A 17,479-nucleotide genomic window follows, 5' to 3' on the forward strand; every position below is an offset into this window, starting at 1 on the left:
GCGAACCGGGGGCGAACTTAGCGCTGAGCCCACGCTCGCGGCCTAGGTGAATACGGGGTCGCTGTTGAACAATCGAGTCAGGTGCAGCGCCCGCAGCCGAGGAAGGGATACCGGTGTCCACGCAGGAAATCGTCATCGTCGGAGGTGGTCTCGCCGCAGGCACAGCCGCAACGACTCTGCGCGAGGAGGGTTACGACGGTCGTCTGACGCTCGTCGCGGCCGAAGAGCACACGCCGTACATCCGCCCGCCGCTGTCGAAGGGGTATCTTGCCGAGCTGGACGAGTCAGAGCTGTGGGTGCAGCCGGATGACTGGTGGCGCGAGCACGACGTCGACCTGCGTACCGGCCGTCGTGTCGACGCCCTCGACCTTCGTGAGCGTTCGGTCACGGTGGAGGGTGGCGACAGCCTTCCCTTCGACCGGCTGCTGATCGCGACAGGTGCGACGCCGAAACGGCTGGACGTGCCGGGGGCCGATGCCGACGGCATCCACTACCTGCGAACGATCGAGGATTCCCGGGGCATCCGCGAGGCCACGGCCGACGGCGACAAGCGTGTGGTCGTGGTCGGATCCGGGTGGATCGGCATGGAGGTTGCGGCAACGGTCAGAGGGTTCGGCAACGAGGTCACGGTCGTGTCGCACGCACAGGTGCCGCTGTCGACCGCGGTCGGAGACGAATTGGGCGAGGTATTCGCGCGGCTGCATCTCGATCACGGGGTGCGGCTGGTGCGCGGCGCGGCGGTGCAGGAGTTCCGCGTGGAAGACGGCCGGGTCACCGGTGTTCGTTACGAGGGCGGCGAGGTCGACGCGGACGTCGTGGTCGTCGGCACCGGTGCGGCTCCTCTCGTCGGCATCGCGAAGGATGCGGGGCTGGAGGTGGGAAAGGGCGTACTGGTCGACGCAGGAATGCGCACGGGCGTCGAAGGCGTCTTCGCGGTGGGCGATGCGGCCGATCCGTTCCACCCGGTGGTCGGGCAGCGGATGCGCAGCGAGCACTGGGCGAACGCGATCGGCACAGGTCGTACTGCAGCACTCAACCTGCTCGACCGCGGCGTGGAGTACGACGACATCCCGTACTTCTACACCGACCAGTTCGACCTCGGAATGGAGTACTCCGGGTATCGACCCCTGATGGACGGCGCCCACGTCGTCTATCGCGGTGACGTTCCAGGTCGCGAGTTCGTGTCGTTCTGGGTGGCGCCGGATGGCCGTGTCGTGGCCGGCATGAACGTGAACGTGTGGGATGTCAACGAACAGGTTCAGGCGCTGATCCGTGAGGGGCGACCCGTGGACGAGGGTCGGCTCTCCGACCCGAGCGTGCCGCTGAACGAACTCCTGGCCGACGCGTGAGCGTCTACCTGCCGCCGCTGCGAGACCCCGTTCGCACGATCGGCGAGCACACCTTCGACTTCTCTCAGCGGGTGGCCGTGATGGCCGTGGTGAACCGCACCCCCGACTCGTTCTACGACCGCGGGGCGACGTTCGCTCTGGATGCCGCGGTGCACGCGTGCCTCACCGCCGTCGAGCACGGGGCGGACTGGATCGACATCGGCGGCGTGCCGTTCAAGCCGGGGCCGTCGCTGCCCGTCGAGGAGGAGATCGCACGAGTCGTTCCGGTCATCGAGGCGTTGCGACGGGAGTCCGACGTGGTCGTCTCGGTGGACACGTTCGAGCCGGAGGTCGCACAGCACGCGATCGTGGCGGGAGCGGACGTGATCAACGACACCACGGGCATCCACGACCGACGGCTCGCCGAGGTGGTCGCGGACAGCGACGCCACGCTGGTGATCACGCACAGCCTGGCTGAGCCGCGGACCGTGTACCCGCGACCGCAGTACGACGACGTGGTGAAGGAGGTCGCGGCGTTCCTTCAAGACCGCATCGAGCTCGCGGTGTCGCTGGGGGTTCCCGAGTCGCGCATCGTGATCGACCCAGGGCACGACCTCAACAAGAACACGCTTCACACGCTCGAGCTGACGCGTCGGTTCGACGAGATCGCGGCGCTCGGGCTGCCCGCGCTCGCCGCGGTGTCGAACAAGGACTTCATCGGCGAGACGCTCGACGTCGACCGGGCCGACCGGTTGGAGGGATCGCTGGCGGCGGCCGTGATCTGCATCGCGCAGGGGGCTCGGGTGGTGCGCATGCACAATGTGCGTGAGTCCGTCGCGGCGGTGCGGATGACCGAGGCGATCCTGGGCCTTCGTGAGCCCGTGTACCTGAAGCACAACATGGGCGACTTCAACGAGGAGTGACGACGATGGGCGAGTTCGAGGGGTCCCGGCGGTGAGCGACGATCGAGCCGCGATCGATTCACTGTGGCCGGTGACGGCATCCGATCTCGATGACGACGCCGTCATCGCCGGCTACGAGGAGGATGTCGCGGACCGGTGGGTGCGGGTCAACTTCGTGTCGTCCATCGACGGCTCCGCGACCCAGGCCGGACGTTCCGGCGCACTCTCGGATGCCGCCGACAAGCGCGTCTTCGCTCTCCTGCGCCGAGTGTGCGACGTCGTGCTCGTGGGCGCGGGCACCGTGCGGGTCGAGGGGTACGGGGGCATGCGGGTGGATGACGCGTCCGCAGCGTGGCGGACATCGCACGGCTTCGCGTCGCAGCCCACGCTGGCCATCGTGTCGGGCGATCTCGGGCTCGACCCTGCCAGCGAGGTCTTCACCAAGGCTCCGGTGCGGCCGATGGTGCTCACCGTGGCGGCTGCACCAGAGGCGCGGCGGGAGGCGCTCGCGCAGGTGGCCGACGTGATCGAGTGCGGTGAGGCATCCGTCGATACCGCCATAGCGGTGCGGATGCTCGCAGAACGCGGTCTGAACCGGGTGCACTGCGAGGGCGGTCCGCATCTGTTCGGCACGTTCGCCGCCGAGCGCACGCTGGACGAGCTGTGCCTCACCGTCAGCCCGGTGCTGGAGGGCGGCCTCGGCAAACGCATCATCGACGGGGCGCCGCAGCTGCCGCTGGACATGCGGCTTGCTCAGGTGCTGCGCTCCGGCGACACGCTGCTGCTGCGGTACACGGCCTACACGGCCTAAGCGGCCAGCGCGCCCGCGTCGACGATGGTGTAGCTGTAGCCCTGCTCGGCAAGGAAGCGCTGGCGGTTCTGCGCGAAATCCTGGTCGACGGTGTCGCGGGCGACAAGAGTGTAGAAGTTCGCGGACAGTCCGGATTCCTTGGGGCGCAGGAGCCGGCCGAGGCGTTGCGCCTCCTCCTGCCGTGAGCCGTACGACCCGCTGACCTGGATGGCCACGGTCGCCTCCGGCAGGTCCACCGAGAAGTTCGCCACCTTGCTCACCACGAGCACGGGCGTCGTGCCCTCTCGGAACTCCTGGTAGAGGCGTTCCCGCTCGTCCACGGGAGTAGAGCCGGTGAGCTGCGGCGCGTTCAGGGCATCCGCCAGCTCGTCGATCTGGTCGAGGTACTGGCCGATCACCAGGATGCGTTCGCCCGCGTGCCGCGCGACGAGGTGGCGCACGACGTCGAGCTTCGCGGGCGCGGTCGCCGCCAACCGGTAGCGTTCGTCGTCCGCCGCGGCAGCGTAGGAGAGCCGCTCGGACGCAGGCAGGTCGATCCGCACCTCGTAGCAGGCTGCGGGGGAGATGAAGCCCTGCGACTCGATCTCCTTCCACGGTGCGTCGAACCGCTTGGGGCCGATGAGTGAGAAGACGTCGCCCTCGCGGCCGTCTTCGCGCACCAGCGTCGCGGTGAGTCCGAGCCTGCGACGCGCCTGCAGCTCCGCAGTGAGCTTGAACACCGGAGCGGGCAGCAGGTGCACCTCGTCGTAGACGATGAGCCCCCAGTCGAGTGCGTCCAGCAGGCTGAGGTGCGCGTACTGGCCCTTCCGTTTGGCGGTGAGGATCTGGTAGGTCGCGATCGTGACGGGCCTGATCTCCTTGACCTGGCCCGAGTACTCGCCGATCTCCTCCGCAGTCAAGCTCGTGCGGCCCAGCAGTTCGTCTCGCCACTGCCGGGCGGACACCGTGTTGGTGACGAGGATCAACGTCGTCGTCTTCGCCGTCGCCATCGCTCCTGCGCCGACCAGCGTCTTGCCCGCGCCGCACGGGAGAACGACGACACCGGATCCCCCTTCGAAGAAGTTCTGGACCGCTTTCGTCTGGTAGTCCCGCAGGTGCCAGCCCGTCTCATCCAGAGCGATCTCATGCGGCGTACCCGGCGTGTATCCGGCGAGATCTTCGGCGGGCCAGCCGAGCTTGACCAGTTCCTGTTTGAGGTGTCCGCGCGCCCAAGCCGCAACCAGGAAGGCGCCGTCGTCGCGTCTCTCGCTGAGAAGCGGTGAGATTCGCTTGGCTCCCGACACCTCACGCAGAACGGCCTCGTCTGTGCTGCGCAGCACGAGTACGCCTTCCTCGTCGCGCTCGATCAGTAGCCGGCCGTACCTGGCGACGGTCTCCTTGATGTCCACGGCAACCGTCTGCGGGATAGGGAACTTCGAGTACGTCTCGAGAGTCGTCAGCATGTCGGATGCCTGATGTCCTGCTGCGCGTGCATTCCACAGCCCCAGCCGCGTGATGCGGTACGTGTGGATGTGCTCCGGCGCGCGCTCGAGTTCCGCGAAGACGGCGAGGTCGTGCCGGGCATCCTCAGCCTGGGGATGCGCCACCTCGAGCAGCACGGTCCGGTCGCTCTGCACGATCAGGGGTCCATCAGACATAGCTGACGAGTCTATTCTCGTCGGCCCTGCGCCCGCTGGAACGATGCAACTCTGTGCGCCGAGCCGGAGGCCCTCATGGCGTGCGCACTGCGCGGATGCTCGCCACCGGCAGCGTTCGCTCGATGTCGCTGGCGCGGTCGCGGCCCCGTAGTCGTCCGCCGCCGAGCCCGGTGGGCTCCAGAGTGAACTCGAGCTCGCGGCCGTCAGGCAGCGCCACCGTGACGGTCACGATGGTGCGAGACCGCACGGCCGACTCGAGCTGGCGGTTCAGCCAGGCCTCCGCGCCGCCTTGACCATCTGTACTCTCGGCGGATCGCAACCGCTGCACCACGAGTTGGGCGGTATCGGTGGATTCTCTGGGCTCCGGATGCCCGAGCCTGCGTCGCACCCGCAGTTGGCGGCCGTCGGAGTCTTCCGCCACGACAGGGTAGTGGGCGTCGACGAGCGCCCAGTATGCGACGTCGATCGGGAACCTCGACGTGAGCTCGCCGTCGGATGCCGGCCGCAGCCCGAGGGCTGCCAGCGACTGGTCGACCGCGATCGTGTTCAGGAGCTCGCGGTCGCCGGAGTGCACGACGGATCCCGTTCCGGACGCCGAATCGGCTGCCCGCACCCGCACTCGCCCATAGCGGGATGCCGCCTCGTCGATGAGGTAGGCGACGGGCTGCGGCAGGCCTGTCAGCGAGATGGAACCGATGAACTCGCGTAACGACTGCGCGGTCTCTCCCGCTGCGATCGCCCGGTGCAGCGAGGAGGGCGACACGCGGAAGCTCGCCGCCAGTCCGGTGCCTTCGGCGTCGGCGAGCGTGCGCAGCCGGGCATCCAGCGATGGGATGAGGGGGCCGGGAGCAACGATCGAGAGGTCGTGCTGCACATACACGCGGTCGACTTCGGCGGGGAATCTTGCGCGCAGAACCTCGGCTGCGGCATCCGGACCGCGTTGCAGGAGCGTGATGCCCGCTGTGCTCGGTGCAGCGTTCGCGGTGATGCCGAGAAACTCGGCGTGCGCTTCCACCTCGTTCACGCGCCGGTCGAGGGAGGCGTCCGCCGCGGGATAGCGCCATCTCGCATAGCCGCGCAGCGCGTCGCCCCAAGAGGCGTGTGCCCGCTCCACCATGAGCGGACGGATGTCTGCAGGCACCGATTCGAGCCAGGTTCCGGCGAGTCGCGCCCAGCGTTCCGGTGTGGAGAGGGCTGCCCACGCCTCGGCGGCGTCGGTCGGCAGCCACACGGCTCCTTCCCGGGAGACGAGTCCGGAACTGTCGGCGAGCCAGTGCACGGTCGCGACGTCGTCCGCTTCGATTCCGAGGGCCGACGCGATGCGGCGGGTGTCGGGGAGGGCGAGGCCGCCCTTCTGCAGCTCCCGCGCCGGTTCCCGCTCCAACTCGTAGACGAACTCCGCCACGGCGCCGGCTGCGACGAAGGCCCTCTCTGCGGCGAGCCGGTCGACGAACCGGCGGTCCACGTCGGGAACGCTGGCGAGCGCCGCAGGCTTGCCGGATGCCGCCAGCCTGCGTCCCGGCACCCCGTCGCCGTCCGCCCATGCGACGAAGCGGGCTGCGACGCCCGGGTAGAGCGCGAAGACGGTTCCGCTGTCGTCCCTTGAGTCGCCGTCCGCCGCGTCCACGACACGCTCGGCCAGGAACGTGTCGACAAGTGCATCCAGGTCGCCGCGCACGGAGGAAACAGAGGCATCGGTTGCGCCCCATGACCGGAGGCACGCGGCCGCTTGCTCAGCCGTCGCCGCGCCACCATGGTCGGCAAGGGCGGCGAGAGCCGCGAGCACCGGACGCGGCAGCGGCGCCAGGGCGTGCTGCACCGAAGGCGATTCGAGCAGTGCGTCGGCGAGGTCGAAGAAGTCCTCGATGCGTGATCGGGTGAGCCCTCGGCCGTCGATGAGGTCGTGGAGGCTCTGATCGTCGAGTCCGCCGAGTCGTTCGGCCAGCGACAGGGTGCTGGTCATGTGGGCTCGGGACTCGTCACGCGCAACCCCGCGGCCGTTACCGGCTCGCCTTCCGGTTCTGCCTGCTGCGCCCGAAGAGACTTACCACGAGCAGCACGATGATGAGCACGAAGGCGATCGGCAGTGCGCCCAGAGGCAGCAGTTCGACCGTTGGCCAGATTCCCCTGCCTGCGTTCTGGTCGGGGCCCGCCCCCAACCACGTTCCGATCATCAGCACGAAAAAGCAGACGATCGAGAGAATGACCAGCCCCGCCGCGATGAACGCCAGCATGCGCTGCGCGCGGGATACGGAGCGGGGCGTCTCGTCGGTCACGAATCAAGGATAATTGAGGTTGCACGAGCAACGTTCCCCCGAAAGAGGTCTCCCATGCCGACCGGCAAGGTCAAGTTCTACGACGAGGAGAAGGGCTTCGGTTTCATCGCCCAAGACGGCGGTGGCGAGGTCTTCCTTCACGCGTCGGCCCTGCCCGAGGGTGCCGTCGTGAAGGCGGGCACGCGGCTCGAGTTCGGTGTCGCCGAGGGCAAACGCGGCGCGCAGGCGCTGTCGGTGCGCGTGATCGAGCGTGCGCCGAGCCTGTCGAAGATGAACCGCAAGTCCGCCGACGACATGGCGGTGATCATCGAAGACCTCGTGAAACTCCTCGATGGAATCGGGGCGGGACTCAAGCGCGGTCGTTACCCGGATACCGCGCATGGCCGCAAGATCGCCGCGGTGTTGCGGCGCGTGGCGGACGATCTGGATGCCTGAGCAACGCACCGACGAGACAGCAGCGGCCGAGACGGCAGCGGCCGAGACAGCAGCGGCCGAGACGGTCGCGGCCGAGACAGCAGCGGCCGAGACGGTCGCGGCCGAGAGTGTGGCGGAGGAATCCGCGGAGCAATCAGGCGAGGTCGCATCCGAGGAAGCGCTCGCCGATCCTCCGGTCGCGGATGAGCGACTGCTCGCTGCGCACGATCTCGCGAAGACGGCACTGCTGGAGATCACGCCGGAGGCCACCATCGGGCCGGTCGTCGGCCACGTCGTCGAGGGTGACCATGTGCTCTCACTGTTGTTCGAGTGCACGATGCTGGGGTATCCCGGCTGGCGCTGGACGGTCTCGCTCGCCCGGGTCGATGCGGATGCCGAGCCCGTCGTGCTCGAGACTGAGCTTCTCCCGGGTGAGCAAGCCCTGCTCGCGCCGGACTGGGTGCCGTGGTCAGAGCGTCTCGCCGAGTACCAGGCCGCCCAGGAGGCTGCCCGAGCTGCGGGTGCGGATGAGGATGCCGCGCCCGATGCCGACTCTGGTTCGGGCGACAGCCTCGACGAGAACGACGACCTTGACGGAGCTGAGGATCTCGACGACGAGGACGACATCGACGACGAGGGCGATCTCGACGAGGACGACGACATCGACGGCATCGACATCGACCTCCACGACGAGGACGAGTCCGACGACGTCGCCGACGACGTCGCCGACGATGACGACACCGATGACGTCGACGTGGAGGCCGACGACATCGCCGGAGCCGAGGCCGCGTCGCTGGAGGACGACGAGATCGGCACCGACGAAGCAGAGGACGGCGACACGGTCGACGAAGACACGGACGATGGCGACACCGACGCTGGCGACACGGTGGGCGGCAACACAGTCGGCGACGAGACGGACGCCGTCGACACGGAGGCCGAAGAGACGGACGCCGTCGACACGGACGCCGAAGAGACGGACGCCGTCGACACGGACGCCGACAACCACGCTTCGTAGCGCGCTAAGCGCTCCCACGACCGGCGCGTGTTCATGCGGCGGCTAACGGGTCGAGTGATTCGTATCGTGCTCGTCCGCCGAGTCGTGGTCTTCGGGAGCGTCGATCTGTGGCGGTGGAATGAACCAGACCTGCCCGTTCGTGATGCGGATGTCCCACTCGTCTTGATGTATTCGGGCGTGGCACGGTGGACACAGCAGTACCCCGTTGTCCAAGTCAGTTGGCCCGGCATCCCGTTTCCACCACAGGATATGGTGTGCTTCGGTGTACGCGACCGCGAGGCCGCAGCACGAGCATCCGCCGTCGCGTTCACCCAATGCGATGCGTTGCGCGGCAGTGAACGCCCGGGCGGTGCGCCCCAGGTCTAACGGAACACTGTCGGTGCCCAGTACCGCGGGGATGATGCCGGCCGTCGCAGCCATTCGCCGCAGGGTGCCGGCAGAGACCGGGTGATCCAGGCCGTCGATCCGGCCGTGACCGACACCGTCGACCAGGGTGTCTAGGTTCATCCGCACCACCACGGTCGTCGATGCGGTGGCCGGGACCTGGTTGCAGCCCAGCGCATGCCGGGCGATCATCGCCAACGCGTCGGCCTGCATCTGCGGAATGCTGCGCATGTCCGCGATTACCGGGCCATCCACGTCACCGCCGGCCGCGCATGAAGCGCTTCCGGCTGTGTCGGGGTCGGAACCGGCAGCCTCGCCGTGACCGGAACGGCTGCCGGGCCGTGCAGTACGGATGTCGTGGGTGACGATCGCTTCGATCGCCGCTTTCACCGGTGCGGCGGTCTCCGGATCCGGGCGTGCGGTCAACCGGACCATCCCGTTGGTGTCTTGCCGGATGATCAACGACCGGTCGGCACGGAGCTCTTCCTCACGCGGGGCGACGCCGTCCTGATCCAGACGCGCCTCCGCTTCACGGATCACCCGCAGCAGCAGATCGAACGGGAGGCGTGCTGCACGTTCGGCGAGCACCTTCTCCATCGCCTCGGCCTGCCCGGCATCCGCACGAGGCGCCACCCTTCGCAGCATCCCGGTGATGGCATCCGCCGCATCAAGACCGATCGCACCGGAAGCCAGCGCGGCCGCCACGTGCGGATGCTCCGGCGGCAACTGCTCACCGCTCGGCGCCCGTCGCGGTGCAGTGCCGGTACCGACGGCGATGAGCTTGGCCGCCTCGGAGGCCCGCCCACCGGTAGAGGCGGCGACCAGATGCACCGGGTTCAGGAACCCGCGCTTCTTCGCCAGGCCCTCACGTCCGAGCTCTGCAGGCGAACGCCTGGCCACTTCAGCAGCGGCACGAGCGAGAAGAGCCTGCCCGTCACGCACCAGCTGCGCCACCGCATCCGTAACCGCGACCAGACCGCTATCCGACATCGACTCCACCACCGAGACCTCGTCCGCTTCAGCCTCACAGGAAGTGCGATCAACGAGCGGCGAATCAGTGCCGCCCAGAGCCTCAGACCACGCAGCACAGACCGCGTCGAGATCGCTCGACAGGTGCTGCAGCGGCGGGGACATGCACCCATACTCGCCGACGCCACCGACATTCATTCGAGTATCGATGTCCTTGTGGACAAGCGAAGTTCGTACGTGTTTGGGGACGGAGAGAGCACCTCTGGACGGTCGTCAGCGACCGGCGCCCTTGCGCCGTGCGCGCACCCGCGAGACCTGCGCGTACACGAGCCCGATGAGGCCGAGCACGACGCCGACGATCGCGGTCGCGGGCACCCAGCCGTGCCCGGATGCGGCCAGCGGGCCCGCGAACACCGCTGCGACGATGGCCGCGATCACCCAAAGCATCGTGCCGACGCCGAGCGCGGCGCGGTCGTCCGTCTTCATGGGCGGCGGATCAGGCAGCCGCTCGCTGTCTTTCAGCCACAGTCGCACCGCAACGACCCCTCCCCGAAATCAGCCCGGACGCAGACGAGAACCTCAGCCGATGTGCTCGACGACGTATTCGATGCAGCGGATGAGCTGTCGCACGTCCTCTGGCTCGACCGCCGTGAACGTCGCCACGCGCAGCTGGTTGCGACCGAGTTTGCGGTACGGCTCGGTGTCGACGACGCCGTTCTCGCGCAGCACCGAGGCGATCCGCGAGGCATCCACGTCGTCGAAGTCGATCGTGACGACGACCTGCGACCGGTTCTCCGGGTCTTCGACGAACGGATGCGCGTAGGTCACCGAATCCGCCCACTCGTACAGTGCGCCAGACGACTCCGCGGTGCGCGCTGACGCCCACTGCAGGCCGCCGTTGTCGTTCATCCAGCTCACCTGCGCCTCGAGCATGACGAGCGTCGCCAGCGCGGGCGTGTTGAGCGTCTGATTGAGGCGCGAGTTGTCGACGGCCTGCTTCAGGCTCAGGGAGTCCGGAATGTAACGGTCGGATGCCGCCACGCGCTCCACCCGTTCCAACGCGGCTGGCGAGAACAGCGCGAGCCAGAGCCCGCCATCGGACGCGAAATTCTTCTGCGGAGCGAAGTAGTAGACATCCGTCTCTGATGCCTCGAAGTCGACGCCGCCCGCCGCACTCGTCGCGTCGATCACCGTCAGTGCGCCCTCGTCGCCGTGCACTCGGCGAACCGGAGCCATCACCCCGGTCGAGGTCTCGTTGTGCGGCCAGGCGTAGACATCAACGCCCTCGATAGCCTCCGGAGTGCTGCGCGAGCCCACCGGCGCCTCGATGACGTGCGGCTTCTGCAGCCAGGGAGCGGATGCCGCCTTCGCGAACTTCTGACTGAACTCGCCGTAGACGAGATTCTCGGAGCGGTTCTCGATGAGGCCGAATGCAGCGGCGTCCCAGAATGCGGTCGAGCCACCGTTGCCGATCACTACCTCGTAGCCGTCCGGAATTCGGAACAGTGTCTCCAGTCCCTCGCGCACCCGGCCCACGAGCCCTCGTACCGGAGCCTGTCTATGGGATGTTCCGAGCAGCGTGGACTGCGCAGCGACGAGCGCGTCGACCTGGGCCGGACGCACCTTCGAAGGGCCGGCGCCGAATCGGCCGTCGGAAGGCAGAAGGGACTCGGGAATCGCGATCGCAGGCATGGCGTTCAGTTTAGGGCGGCCATCCATCGCAATCCTGCTCGGATGAGCACTCGGGCGGGCGTAGACGAGCGTCGGTGCCGCTGCGGCGCGCCGGTAGGCTTGAAAAGGCGCCTTCGGCTGCCGGTTGAGAGAACCACAAGGGGAAGCGATGACCGACCTCGTCGACACCACCGAGATGTACCTGCGCACGATCCTCGATCTCGAGGAGGAGAACATCGTGCCGTTGCGTGCGCGCATCTCGGAGCGACTCGGCCACTCCGGTCCGACGGTCTCGCAGACTGTGGCCCGCATGGAGCGCGACGGGCTCGTCGTCGTCTCCGGCGATCGGCATCTCGAACTGACCTCCGAGGGCCGCCGCCGAGCGGTGCACGTCATGCGCAAGCACCGTCTCGCCGAACGGCTGCTCTCCGACGTGATCGGTCTCGAGTGGGAATACGTTCACGAAGAAGCATGCCGCTGGGAGCATGTGATGAGCGAGCAGGTCGAGCACAAGATCCTCGACATCCTGGGGCATCCCACCGAGACGCCTTACGGCACCCCGATCCCGCGCATCGAGGACCAGGGCATCGGTCTGCACAAGGCATTCCTTGACGGAGTTCGGAACGTGGTGGATGCCACGTCCGGCTCCGGCGAGCGCGTCAATGCCACGATCAGGCGGCTGGGCGAACCGGTGCAGTTCGAACCGGAGTTGCTGGCGCAGTTGCGCCAGGCCGGCATCTTTCCGGGCGCGGCGGGCGCCTTCTGGCGGTCCGGCTCGTACGTCGCGATGCAGATCGACGGCTACGACGAGGCTCTGGAGCTGCCTAGCGAGGTGGCGAGCCACATCTACGTGGCGGCGTAGACCTTTCCGTCCCCAACGCACTTTCGTTCACAGGCGAGGAAAACGCCTCGAAAACGATGTGACAAATTGATAACGGTCCCGTATCGTCGTACGAGTCCACAGACCAGCACCCGGTCGTCGGACCCGGCTCAAGACGCTCCCGAAAGCCCGTCTCTTGAGTTTGCGACGCCGAACTCTTCACGAGATCTCGGACGGGGTGGCTACCTAGTGCCAGCGGAGCGCCGGAGGTTCACACCTTGGCAACATTAGGTACGAGCGGTCTTCCCGAAGACCGCGACCCGAGTACTACCGGCAAGGCGAACGACTCGAACGACTCCCTGAACGCATCGACCGCAGTGTCGCGTCGCAGCCTCAGGACTTCGGAGCGCGCCGGTTCGCGCCGGGTTCAGCGGTCATCCGCTGCAGTTCAGCGCGTGGAAGGTCCGGTCAGTTCTTCGGCCTCGGCCCCTACGCGCAAGCGCAAGCGCCGGTTGCGGCCACTTGCCAACCTCGCTGTCATGGCGATCGCCGGTGGCATCGTCGCCACCATCGCCATCCCCGCGTACGCGTTCAATCCGCAGACGTCGAATCAGGCATCCTTCGGCACCAGTGCCATCGACACTCTGAAGAAGACGCACTCGCAGTCGGTCAGCGTTTCCAACGCCGTCGCGGGACCGGTGACCGCTGTCGACACGTTCAGCGCCACGACCGAGCAGCAGCTGGCGGATCAGAAGGCCGCGGCGGCGGCCGCTGCAGCGCGGGCCGCTGCCGCAAAGCAGATGGAAGCCTATGGGGCCGCGTACAGCGGACCCACGGCTGCGGACTATCTGAAGAACCCGCCCTATCCGAACTTCAGCCTGGCGCAGGTGTTCAACGTCGCCAAGCAGTACATCGGCACGCCCTACGTCTACGGCGGGGATACGCCGGCCGGGTTCGACTGCTCGGGCTACGTCATGTTCGTCTACGCCCAGTTCGGTATTTCACTTCCTCACTCTGCCGCCGCGCAGGGGGCGATGGGGACGCGCATCTCGATTCAGGATGCTCAACCGGGCGACGTCGTGATCATGCTCGGCGGGGCGCATGACGGTTTCTATGCCGGCAACGGAAACATCATGGACGCCCCTGATGTCGGTCGCAGTATTTCGATTCGCCCGATCTGGACCAACGACTTCTACATCGTTCGCTTCGGCATTTGACCGTGCTCGGAGCCGGCGGCAAGTCAGCCCCGGCCTGAAGGCTCGGGAATTCGATTCCACAAGCCCAGTGATCGGCGTGCCACAAGGGCGTGGCTCGCCGATCCTGTGTCCGCCGATTGCGACTGCCGGCTCAGCGCCTGCGGACGACGGCCGACTGCGGTTCCCTTGGTACAGGCGCCGCGCTGGGGCCGATCGGTGCGTTCGCGCTGATGTGGGGGCGCAGGTCGAGCCGACGCAGCAGCTGAGCGTTCAGTGCCACGACGATCGTCGAGAGCGACATCAGGATCGCCCCGACCGACATCGGCAGAACGAACCCGACCGGAGCGAGGACGCCGGCCGCGAGCGGAACGGAGATCAGGTTGTAGCCGGCGGCCCACCACAGATTCTGCTTCATCGTCGCGTAGCTGCGACGCGAGAGCTCGATGACCGAGAGCACGGAGCGGGGGTCGTCGCTCGCCAGAATGACGCCCGCGGATGCCATGGCGACATCCGTGCCGGCTCCGATCGCGATCCCGACGTCGGCCTGGGCGAGCGCAGGCGCATCGTTTACGCCGTCGCCGACCATCGCGACACGTCGGCCCTCACCCTGCAACTCCTTCACCTTGGCCGACTTGTCTTCCGGACGTACGTCCGCGAAGTAGCGGTCGATGCCGAGCTCCGAGGCGACCGAGCGCGCGACCTCTTCCGCATCGCCGGTGATCATGGTGACCTGGATCTTCTTGGCATGCAGTGCCTGGATCGCCTGCTTCGACTCCTCGCGCACCTCGTCGTGCAGCTCGAGCGCCCCGATCGCTCGGCCGTCGGCGAGCACGTGCAGCACTGTGCCGCTGTGCTCCCGCCTCCGATCGAGCTCATCGAGCTGGTGGACCCGTTCCTGTTCGAGCAGCTGGGGGCCGCCCACCTGGATGCGGGCGCCGTCGACCTGAGCCGACACTCCGATCGCCGGCGATGACTCGAAGCCGGTGGCCGCCGGCACTCGAAGCCCGCGGTCCTCGGCGGCCAGCACGATGGCACGGGCGAGCGGATGCTCGGAATCGGCTTCCGCCGCCGCAGCCAGCGCCAGGACCTCGGCTTCGTCGCGGTCGCCCCTCGCCTGCACCAGCGACACGGTCGGTTCTCCCTTGGTCAAAGTGCCGGTCTTGTCGAAGAGCACGGTGTCCACCGTGCGCATGCTCTCGAGCGCGAGTCGATCCTTGACCAGCACACCGCCGCGCGCAGCGCGTTCCGTCGCGATCGAGACGACGAGGGGAATCGCCAGTCCGAGTGCGTGGGGGCAGGCGATCACCAGCACGGTGATGGTGCGAACGACGGCCTCGTCGGGCATCCCTATCGCCGTCCAGACGATGGCGGTGAGAACGCCGGCGCCGAGCGCGAACCAGAACAGCCATCCGGCCGCGACGTCGGCGATGCGCTGCGCCCGTGAGCTGGAGCTCTGAGCCTCGGCCACCAGCCGTTGGATGCCCGCAAGCGCCGTGTCGTCACCGATCGCGGTCACGCGCATCCGAACTCCCGAATCGGTAGCGACGGTTCCAGCGACCAGACGGTCACCCATGTCGCGGGGAACCGTGCGGGACTCGCCGGTGATCATCGACTCGTCCATGCTCGCCGTGCCCTCGACGATGACGCCGTCGGCGGGCACCCGGGCACCTGGACGGATGACCACCAGATCGCCCACCCGTAGTTCGCTGGGCGGCACGGGCACCATGCGGCCGTCCTCGACGCGCTCGGCCTCATCGGGAAGGAGGGCGGCGAGGGAGTCGAGCGCCGACGTGGTCTGCGCCAGAGACCGCATCTCGATCCAGTGCCCGAGAAGCATGATCACGATCAGCAGCGCGAGCTCCCACCAGAAGTCGAGTCCGTGGTCGAGCAGCCCGAGGCTGGCGCCCCATGACGCGACGAAGGCGACCGTGATGGCGAGGGCGATCAGCAGCATCATTCCCGGCTTCAGCGCACGGATCTCACCGAGAGCGCCGCTCAGGAACGGCCTGCCTCCCCAGAGGTACATCACCGTTCCGAGCGCGGGCGAGATCCAGGGCGCCCATGCGGCACTCGGCAGCTGGTACCCGAGGATCATCGCGAACATCGGGGAGAAGCCCACGACCGGCACCGCAAGGATCAGCATGATCCAGAACAACCGGCGGAATTGCGCGACGTGGTCGCCGTGCGCGGCGTGCTCTGCTCCGTTGTGCATCTCACCCATGTCGCCGACAACTGGATACCCCCCACAGGTATTCCATCGTCTCCTGGGGAGAGTGTGTCGCATCGGTGTCTGCTCTGTTGCATCAGGCCACCGGCAGGTGAACGCTCCTCAGTCACGGGCTTCGGACGGCGTGCCACGGAACCGTGCTGCAAACATCCTGCGTTACCCTGTAGCCCTGATCATGTTCGTCCGCGATCCTCTGGAGCACTCCCGCATGGGAAACCTTCGGCATCACAGCCACCACTGCTTCCACCACCACTGTGCGTGGAATCACTAGGCGTCGTCATCCTGACGGCGCCTTTTTTGTTGCCTGTAATGCCGGATGCTCGTAACTGGGGACCGTGGACGAATGCGAGAGATACGGAAAGCCATTCCGATCAATCGAGAGGACGTCGATGCGCACACTGGTGCTGAACGCGGGATATGAGCCCCTGGCCGTCGTGAGCTTCAAACGAGCGTTGGCGCTGGTGATGAGCGCCAAGGCGACGGTCGTCGAGGTGGATGCCGAACATCCGGTCTGGAGCGTCGACACGGTCTTCGACCGACCCTCGGTCATCCTGCTCACCCGCTATGTGCACCTGCCCCACGGACGAGCCGTTCCGGTTTCGCGCCGCGGTGTGCTGCGCAGGGACGGCCACCGCTGCGCCTACTGCGGCAAGTCCGCCACGACCATCGACCACGTGCTGCCGAAGTCGCGCGGGGGAGCGGATGCCTGGGACAACCTCGTCGCCTGCTGTCTGCGCTGCAACAACGTGAAGGGCGACCGCACCGCCGCCGAGATGGGCTGGTCGCTCAGGTTGACGCCTCGTATGCCGCACGACCCCGCCTGGATGGTGCGCGGTGTGGAGCACGCGCTGCCCGAGTGGCAGGGGTATCTCGCACCCGCCGCCTGAGGGCGATCGTGGGCCGGCATTTAGCCAGCTAAACTTATCGGGCCAGCCTCTGTAGCTCAATGGAAGAGCAGTTCCGTCCTAAGGAAACGGTTGGGGGTTCGAGTCCCTCCAGGGGCACCATAGATGGCTTACTGCAATTGCCACCCTTTTCCATGGGGTCGGGTAGCAGCAAGGCCATGAATTCATCCAGCAGGTCATCGGTTTCGGCGGCCTGCTTTTCTTTCGGTAGTGGCGCATGTTGTAGTGCCTCTGTGAGCGCTGCTTCTTGGGCGAGTGCGAGGTCGCTGACTTCCTCGTAGACGCTCCAGCCTCGCTGGGCGGCGAGGAGTTCGCGAAGTGGGGTGTTGATCTCGTCACCGACGACTTCCTCGTTGACGACGTAGATGTGCTTGAAGATGGCCTGGTTGAGGAGCCGCCTGGTCTGGTCACTGGCATGGCGGTAGAGCTCGTAGGGGTCTTCCAGGAGGGCGATGTGGGCCTCGATGTACGCCATTCCGGGTGCGATGTCGTCCTCGACGGCTTTGAGCTGTGCCTGGGTCTCTTTGCGTTGCCTGGCGATGTCGCGGAGCCGGACGCGTGCTCGTGAGGTGTCGAGGTCTCCGTCGGCGGCAAGGTCCAGGAGGTTGTCTTCTTTGGCCGCGAGGCGCTTGAGATTGCCTTCGAGCTGTTCGCGCAGCAGTTTCTGGGCACCGACCTGGTCTTCGATCGCGGCCTGCATCTGAGCACGGATTGCTTGGATGAACTCAGTGCTGAAGGTAATGGTCTTGTAGTGGTCCTCGATAGCTTCTTCGACCTTGTCGATGTTCGAGTACGGTGCGTCGCAGGTGTGGTCCTGCACGCCGCGGCAGAAGAAGTACGAGTAGGTGGGCTTGGGGGACTGCTGCACGGATGGGTGACAGTTTCGGTTAGGCCGCGAGGGCCAGGGCTTGGTTCATGATGGTC

16 protein-coding genes and 1 tRNA gene are annotated in these 17,479 nt (G+C 67.1%); 10 read left to right on the top strand and 7 right to left on the bottom strand.

The genetic code is table 11. The features are described 5' to 3' along the window. Window positions 1-113: 113 nt before the first annotated feature. From ACYVI5_RS02270 to ACYVI5_RS02280, 3 genes are read left to right on the top strand one after another with little or no spacing between them, the layout of a single operon-like run. Window positions 114-1,349, top strand: a complete 1,236-nt coding sequence (locus tag ACYVI5_RS02270) for an NAD(P)/FAD-dependent oxidoreductase (RefSeq protein ID WP_460578805.1) — start codon at window positions 114-116, stop codon at window positions 1,347-1,349. Next, the gene (gene folP / locus ACYVI5_RS02275) at window positions 1,346-2,251 is read left to right on the top strand and encodes a dihydropteroate synthase (protein WP_460578806.1); all 906 of its coding nucleotides are present in this window, start codon (window positions 1,346-1,348) and stop codon (window positions 2,249-2,251) included. The genes ACYVI5_RS02270 and folP overlap by 4 nt, the downstream gene beginning before the upstream one ends. Window positions 2,252-2,282: 31 nt before the next feature. Further along, complete coding sequence (locus ACYVI5_RS02280; RefSeq protein WP_460578807.1) at window positions 2,283-3,041, top strand: pyrimidine reductase family protein; 759 nt, start codon at window positions 2,283-2,285, stop codon at window positions 3,039-3,041. On the opposite strand, the gene ACYVI5_RS02285 is transcribed toward ACYVI5_RS02280, so the two are convergent. The 3 genes from ACYVI5_RS02285 to ACYVI5_RS02295 form a co-directional block, all read right to left on the bottom strand. Continuing rightward, entirely contained in the window at window positions 3,038-4,678 is a 1,641-nt protein-coding gene (locus ACYVI5_RS02285) for a DEAD/DEAH box helicase (RefSeq protein ID WP_460578808.1), read from the bottom strand. The two genes, ACYVI5_RS02280 and ACYVI5_RS02285, sit on opposite strands and share 4 nt — an antisense overlap. A gap of 73 nt (window positions 4,679-4,751) precedes the next feature. Then, the gene (locus tag ACYVI5_RS02290) at window positions 4,752-6,641 is read right to left on the bottom strand and encodes a helicase-associated domain-containing protein (RefSeq protein ID WP_460578809.1); all 1,890 of its coding nucleotides are present in this window, start codon (window positions 6,639-6,641) and stop codon (window positions 4,752-4,754) included. Window positions 6,642-6,678: 37 nt separating this feature from the next. After that, on the bottom strand, window positions 6,679-6,954 hold the full coding sequence (locus ACYVI5_RS02295; RefSeq protein ID WP_460532295.1) for a hypothetical protein: 276 nt from the start codon (window positions 6,952-6,954) through the stop codon (window positions 6,679-6,681). 54 nt (window positions 6,955-7,008) lie between these two features. Between ACYVI5_RS02295 and ACYVI5_RS02300 the strand changes: the two genes are divergently transcribed. Both ACYVI5_RS02300 and ACYVI5_RS02305 read left to right on the top strand, forming a co-directional pair. After that, a complete protein-coding gene (locus ACYVI5_RS02300) occupies window positions 7,009-7,389 on the top strand; it encodes a cold-shock protein (RefSeq protein ID WP_460532298.1) in 381 nt (126 codons plus the stop codon). Then, on the top strand, window positions 7,382-8,383 hold the full coding sequence (locus ACYVI5_RS02305) for a DUF3027 domain-containing protein (protein WP_460578810.1): 1,002 nt from the start codon (window positions 7,382-7,384) through the stop codon (window positions 8,381-8,383). Before ACYVI5_RS02300 ends, ACYVI5_RS02305 begins: the two co-directional genes overlap by 8 nt. A 42-nt stretch (window positions 8,384-8,425) precedes the next feature. Here the strand turns inward: ACYVI5_RS02305 and ACYVI5_RS02310 are convergent, their stop codons facing one another. The 3 genes from ACYVI5_RS02310 to serC form a co-directional block, all read right to left on the bottom strand. Then, window positions 8,426-9,901, bottom strand: coding sequence for an HNH endonuclease signature motif containing protein (locus ACYVI5_RS02310; protein ID WP_460578811.1), 1,476 nt, complete (start codon window positions 9,899-9,901; stop codon window positions 8,426-8,428). 108 nt (window positions 9,902-10,009) lie between these two features. Beyond that, window positions 10,010-10,270, bottom strand: a complete 261-nt coding sequence (locus ACYVI5_RS02315; protein ID WP_460578812.1) for a DUF6223 family protein — start codon at window positions 10,268-10,270, stop codon at window positions 10,010-10,012. 45 nt (window positions 10,271-10,315) lie between these two features. Next, window positions 10,316-11,428, bottom strand: coding sequence for a PLP-dependent aminotransferase family protein (gene serC / locus ACYVI5_RS02320; RefSeq protein ID WP_460532310.1), 1,113 nt, complete (start codon window positions 11,426-11,428; stop codon window positions 10,316-10,318). Between the two features lie 148 nt (window positions 11,429-11,576). On the opposite strand from serC, the gene ACYVI5_RS02325 reads away from it, so the two are divergent. Both ACYVI5_RS02325 and ACYVI5_RS02330 read left to right on the top strand, forming a co-directional pair. Beyond that, on the top strand, window positions 11,577-12,269 hold the full coding sequence (locus ACYVI5_RS02325; protein ID WP_460532313.1) for a metal-dependent transcriptional regulator: 693 nt from the start codon (window positions 11,577-11,579) through the stop codon (window positions 12,267-12,269). 413 nt (window positions 12,270-12,682) lie between these two features. Beyond that, window positions 12,683-13,444, top strand: coding sequence for a C40 family peptidase (locus tag ACYVI5_RS02330; protein ID WP_460578813.1), 762 nt, complete (start codon window positions 12,683-12,685; stop codon window positions 13,442-13,444). Between the two features lie 130 nt (window positions 13,445-13,574). Here ACYVI5_RS02330 and ACYVI5_RS02335 read toward each other — a convergent pair whose 3' ends face one another. Then, complete coding sequence (locus ACYVI5_RS02335; RefSeq protein WP_460578814.1) at window positions 13,575-15,644, bottom strand: HAD family hydrolase; 2,070 nt, start codon at window positions 15,642-15,644, stop codon at window positions 13,575-13,577. A gap of 395 nt (window positions 15,645-16,039) precedes the next feature. On the opposite strand from ACYVI5_RS02335, the gene ACYVI5_RS02340 reads away from it, so the two are divergent. From ACYVI5_RS02340 to ACYVI5_RS02350, 3 genes are all read left to right on the top strand, one after another. Beyond that, window positions 16,040-16,537 carry an HNH endonuclease gene (locus ACYVI5_RS02340; protein ID WP_460578815.1) on the top strand — a complete coding sequence of 166 codons (498 nt, stop codon included), beginning with the start codon at window positions 16,040-16,042 and terminating at the stop codon, window positions 16,535-16,537. 45 nt (window positions 16,538-16,582) lie between these two features. Then, window positions 16,583-16,657: transfer RNA gene (locus ACYVI5_RS02345), tRNA-Arg, on the top strand. A gap of 145 nt (window positions 16,658-16,802) precedes the next feature. Beyond that, window positions 16,803-17,123: a hypothetical protein gene (locus ACYVI5_RS02350; RefSeq protein WP_460578816.1), complete on the top strand. Its 321-nt coding sequence runs from the start codon at window positions 16,803-16,805 to the stop codon at window positions 17,121-17,123. Window positions 17,124-17,479: the final 356 nt, after the last annotated feature.

The sequence above is a fragment of the Humibacter ginsengisoli genome (genome assembly GCF_054780095.1).